At 76.0% G+C, this 4,948-nt stretch carries 5 protein-coding genes; 4 read left to right on the top strand and 1 reads right to left on the bottom strand.

The annotated features are described in order from the left end of the window. From ABD317_RS33450 to ABD317_RS33460, 3 genes are all read left to right on the top strand, one after another. Window positions 1-1,196 (top strand): PP2C family protein-serine/threonine phosphatase (locus tag ABD317_RS33450; RefSeq protein ID WP_344295044.1); only part of this gene is annotated, 1,196 nt, incomplete at its 5' end. 120 nt (window positions 1,197-1,316) lie between these two features. Then, window positions 1,317-2,672 carry a vWA domain-containing protein gene (locus ABD317_RS33455; RefSeq protein ID WP_344295046.1) on the top strand — a complete coding sequence of 452 codons (1,356 nt, stop codon included), beginning with the start codon at window positions 1,317-1,319 and terminating at the stop codon, window positions 2,670-2,672. A gap of 28 nt (window positions 2,673-2,700) precedes the next feature. Beyond that, window positions 2,701-3,687: an FHA domain-containing protein gene (locus ABD317_RS33460; RefSeq protein ID WP_344295048.1), complete on the top strand. Its 987-nt coding sequence runs from the start codon at window positions 2,701-2,703 to the stop codon at window positions 3,685-3,687. Between the two features lie 164 nt (window positions 3,688-3,851). Here ABD317_RS33460 and ABD317_RS33465 read toward each other — a convergent pair whose 3' ends face one another. Continuing rightward, window positions 3,852-4,157: a trypco2 family protein gene (locus tag ABD317_RS33465; protein ID WP_027753439.1), complete on the bottom strand. Its 306-nt coding sequence runs from the start codon at window positions 4,155-4,157 to the stop codon at window positions 3,852-3,854. 87 nt (window positions 4,158-4,244) lie between these two features. Here ABD317_RS33465 and ABD317_RS33470 point away from each other — a divergent pair. Further along, window positions 4,245-4,948, top strand: a 704-nt coding sequence (locus tag ABD317_RS33470; RefSeq protein ID WP_344295050.1) for a S1 family peptidase, incomplete at its 3' end; no start/stop codon positions are given.

Here is a 4,948-nt window from a genome sequence, read left to right on the forward strand (position 1 = left end):
CCGGCGAGGCGGCCCCGGCCGCGCCCGCGGGCGCGGCCGGGGCGGTGGCCGGGCCGGACAGCCGGTCACCGGAGGCGCAGCGCACCGGCAGCTACCGCATCGCCGGACCCGGGGACGGGCCGCGGGCCGCCGGCGACACCGGCGAGTACCTGCTCGACGCGCCCGAGGAGGACCCCGAGCACTCCCGCCTCGCCGAGCCGGTGGCGCCGCAGGGCGCCGACCCGCGGGCGGCGCTGGGCACCGCCGCCCCGGACGCCGAGGCGGCCGAACCCGCCGCCGGGCCGGCGCCGTCCGGGCGGCGCTGCATCGCCTGCCGTACGGGGGCGATCGACACCGACGGGTACTGCGAGCGCTGCGGCCACGCGCAGCCGCGCGAGCGGGACCACATGGAGCGGGAGACGGACGGCGTCGCCGCGGTCAGCGACCGGGGCCTGCGCCACCACCGCAACGAGGACTTCTTCGCCATCGCCAGGGCGGCGCTGCCCAACGGCGCGCCCGCGACCGTCGCGGTCGTCTGCGACGGCGTGTCCTCCGCCAGCCGCCCGGACGAGGCCTCCGCCGCCGCCAGTTCGGCCGCGGGCACGTCGCTGCAGGCCGGGCTGGGCCGCGGGCTGCACCCCCAGCAGGCGATGCACGAGGCGCTGCTGGCCGCCGCGGGCGCGGTCAACGAGCTGGCCGCGCAGCACTCGCCGCTCAGCCACCAGAACGCCCCGGCCTGCACGATCGTCAGCGCGGTGATCGCAGGCGGCATCCTGACCGTCGGCTGGGTCGGCGACTCGCGCGCGTACTGGGTGCCGGAGGACCGCGCCGCGCCCTCCGCCCGGCTCACCGAGGACGACTCGTGGGCGGCGCAGATGGTCGCCGCCGGGCTGATGAACGAGGCCGACGCGTACGCCGACGAGCGCGCGCACGCGATCACCGGCTGGCTGGGCGCGGACGCGCACGAACTCGACCCGCACACGGCCTCGTTCAAGCCGGACGGCCCGGGCGTGGTGATCGTGTGCACCGACGGCCTGTGGAACTACGCCGAGGCGGCGGCCGAGCTGGCCGCCGCGGTGCCGCCGGACGCCGCGGCCCGGCCGCTGCATGCGGCCCAGGTGCTCGTCGGCCACGCGCTGGACGGCGGCGGCCACGACAACGTAACAGTGGCGGTACTCCCGTTCCCCGGCCCGGCGGGCGGGGCAGGCCCTTCCTGATGGAAGGGGGACGCGGGGTGGCCTGACCGCCACGGGGGGCGGCGCAAGGTACGTGTTCAGCCTCTCTTGCCCGATGAATTGTCTACATAGATCTAAATACCATCAGTGGGAGGGGACGAGATGGCCAACTTCTCGAAGTCGAACGCGCCGGAGTTCTCGGTCGAGGTCTACCAGAACGAGTACCTGCCCGAAGGCGGCCGCGAGGTGAACGCGATCGTGACCGTCGCCTCGACGGGCGGCGGCACGACGGGCGGCATGCCGCTGCCCGCGGCCGACCCGGGGCGCGCCCGGTTCGGCACCGGGGACCCGGACGCGGGCGTGGTGATCATGGTCGACTGCTCGGGCTCAATGGACTATCCCCCCACCAAGATGCGCAACGCCCGGGACGCCACGGGCGCCGCGATCGAGACGGTGCGCGACGGCGTCGCGTTCGCCGTCGTCGCCGGCACCCACGTGGCCCGCGAGGTCTACCCCGGCGGCGGCCGGCTCGCGGTCGCCGACGCCACCACCCGTACCGAGGCCAAGGAGGCGCTGCGCAAGCTGAGCGCCGGCGGCGGCACCGCGATCGGCACCTGGCTGCGGCTCGCGGACAAGCTGCTCGGCTCCGCCGACGTGGCCATCCGGCACGGGATCCTGCTCACCGACGGCCGCAACGAGCACGAGTCGCCGGAGGACCTGCGGGCCGCACTCGACGCCTGCGCCGGCCGCTTCACCTGCGACGCCCGCGGCGTCGGCACCGACTGGGAGGTCAAGGAGGTCACCGGCATCGCCTCGGCGCTGCTGGGCACCGCCGACATCGTCGCCGACCCGGCCGGTCTGGCCGGGGACTTCACGCAGATGATGGAGGCCGCGATGGGCAAGGAGGTCGCCGACGTCGCGCTGCGGCTGTGGACGCCGCAGGGCTCGGTGATCAAGTTCGTCAAGCAGGTCGCGCCCACGGTCGAGGAGCTGACCGAGCGGCGTACGGAGGCGGGCCCGCGCGCCGGGGACTACCCGACCGGCTCGTGGGGCGACGAGTCCCGCGACTACCACGTCTGCGTCGAGGTGCCCGCGGCGGCCGTGGGCCAGGAGATGCTCGCGGCCCGGGTCTCGCTGATCCTGCCGCAGCCGGACGGCAGCGCCCAGACGCTCTCCCAGGGGCTGATCCGGGCGGTGTGGACGGACGACATGGTGGCCTCCACCCGGATAAACGCGCAGGTCGCGCACTACACCGGCCAGGCCGAACTCGCCCACGTCATCCAGCAAGGGCTGGAGGACCGCAAGGCCGGCGACATGGACGGCGCCACGGCCAAACTGGGCCGCGCCGTCCAGCTGGCGAGCGCCTCCGGCAACGAGGACACCGCAAAGCTACTGTCGAAGGTGGTGGACGTGGTCGACGCCCCGAGCGGTACTGTGCGTCTGAAGACCAAGGTCGCGGAAGCCGACGAGATGACGCTGGAGACGCGGTCGACGAAGACCGTCCGGGTCAAGAAGTGACGAGAGCGAGACAGGGGGATCCACCGAGATGGCGACCTGCCCGAACGGTCACCCGTCAGGAGCCGAGGACTGGTGCGAGGTGTGCGGCATCCGCATGCCCGGCGCCGTCCCGCCGCCGGCCGCTCAGGTCCCGCCGCCGGGCCCGGGGGGCTACGGCTACCCCGGTCCCCCGGCCGGCGAGCCCACCCAGGCCGCCGAGCTGTGCCCGTCCTGCGGCACGCCCCGGGAGGGGCAGGCGCAGTTCTGTGAGGAGTGCCGGTACAACTTCGTCACCCAGAGCGCCCAGCCGTACGTGCCGCCGGCGCCGGCGGGCGGCTTCTCGCAGGGCTTCCACCCGCAGCACCCGCAGGGGCTGACGTACCAGCCGTCGGGCCCCTCCCAGGTCCACCGCGGCTCCGAGCCGCTCGGCCCAGACACCGGCGCGGCGCACCCGCCGCCGCCTCCGCCTCCACCGCCGGGTCCGGGCGCGGGCCCGGGCCCGGTCGTGCCCGCGCCGGCGCAGCCGGACCCGCGGGCCGGCGGCGACTTCGTGATCACGCCGCCCAGCTCGGCGCAGCCCCCGCCGCAGCAGGGGCAGCACTTCCCCGGCCAGGGGCCGCCGCAGCAGCCGGTGGGCTGGGTGGCGGTCGTGGCGCCGGACCGGGAGTACTTCGCCGCGATGATGACCCGCAGCGGTCCCGAGGCGCAGGGGCTGAACCTCCCGGCGTACTCGCCGGAGCAGAAGGTGCCGCTGGTCGGCCCGCAGGTCGCGATCGGCCGCAAGCGGCAGTCGACGGGCGAGGTGCCGGACATCGACCTCGCCCGGCCGCCGGAGGACCCGGGCGTCTCGCACAAGCACGCGGTGCTCGTCGAGCAGCCGGAGGGCGGCTGGGCGGTCGTCGACCAGAACAGCACCAACGGCACGACGGTCAACGGCGCCGCCGACCCGATCCAGCCCTTCGTCCCGGTGCCGCTGAAGGAGGGCGACCGGGTGCACGTGGGCGCGTGGACGACGATCCGCATCGAGCGCGGCTAGCCGCCCGCTCCCCCTGCACAACCGCACCACCCGCACCACCCGCACCACCCGGCCGATCCGGTGCCGCGTCGTTCCGCCCCGGCCGGCCGAGGCGATGTCGTACGGACCCCATCCCGTACGCCACCGCCGCCCCCGGCGCCACCCGCCGCCTCAGCGCCGAGGCGTCAGCGGCCGATCGGCCGCTCCCCGGCCGCGCCGTGCGGCACCAGCTCCAGCTGCATCCGGTGCGTGCCCACCCGGGTCGCGGACCCGCCGGCGCCCGCCTCCACCACCCCGAACCGCAGCGACAGCCGCCCCTCGCCCGTACGGTGCAGCTCCATCGCGAACTCCAGGCTCACCCGGTCCACCCGGAACCGCCAGGCGCCGTCGCCCCGCTCCCCCTCCCGCTCCGCCTGCGCCAGCTCCCGCCGCACCTCGGCGATCGCGTCCGCCAGCCCCACCAGCTCGTCGTTCCGCGCCTCGTGTCCCATCAGGACCCCCTCGCCTCATCACCCGGTGTCGTCGCCGGGTGCCAGAGTGTAGAGCGGAAGCCGCGGGCCGCGTTATCGTCACCCGTCATGGGGGACCGGGCTGACGCGGACGGCACCGGCTGGCGGCTGCGGCTGCGCGACGGCCGCGGCATCCGCGGCGCGGGCGTCCTCATCGCCCCGGACCGGGCCCTGACCGCCGCGCACGTGCTGCCGCACGCCGACGCCGAGCTGGTCGTCGACTACGCCGACTACCCGGGCGCGGAGCCCGCCCGCGCCCGCGCGCTGCCCGGCTGCGTCAAGCCCCGCAGCGCGGACCCGGCCGACGGGGACGTCGCGCTGCTGTCCGTCTATCCGCCGCGCGCGGGGGTGCGCCCGGTGCCGCTGCGCGGCGTCCCCCGCTACACCGGCTGGACCGTGCGCATGGGCGGCTTCCCCCGGGGCCGGGATCAGGGATTATGGGTGCGGGCCCGGGTGGAAGGACCGTACGGCGCCTGGTGGCAGCTGACCCCGGAGGTCCCGGCGTACGTCGCGACCGAGGGCTTCAGCGGCACCGCGGTCGCGGGCGCCCAGCTGGAGGAGGTCTCGGCCCAGCCGCCGCCGGAGCTGCTCGGCATGGTCGTCAGCCGGTTCTACGACGACCGCCGGGAGCCCGAGTTCGAGCAGCGGCACGCGTACATGATCCCGCTGGACCGGATCGCGGAGCTGCTGCCGGAGGTGCGCCGCCTCATGAACGGCCCGCCGCCGCACGACGCCGCGCTGTCCGCCGTCGCGCCGGAGCGGTCCGGCGCCGG

The sequence above is a fragment of the Streptomyces synnematoformans genome, assembly GCF_039531005.1.
Lineage (GTDB): Bacteria > Actinomycetota > Actinomycetes > Streptomycetales > Streptomycetaceae > Streptomyces > Streptomyces synnematoformans.

Bases quoted from the DNA above. Each gene is read 5' to 3' on its own strand.
- ABD317_RS33455 (WP_344295046.1), top strand. From the start codon at position 1,317: ATGGCCAACTTCTCGAAGTCGAACGCGCCGGAGTTCTCGGTCGAGGTC.
- ABD317_RS33460 (WP_344295048.1), top strand. From the start codon at position 2,701: ATGGCGACCTGCCCGAACGGTCACCCGTCAGGAGCCGAGGACTGGTGC.
- ABD317_RS33465 (WP_027753439.1), bottom strand. From the start codon at position 4,157: ATGGGACACGAGGCGCGGAACGACGAGCTGGTGGGGCTGGCGGACGCG.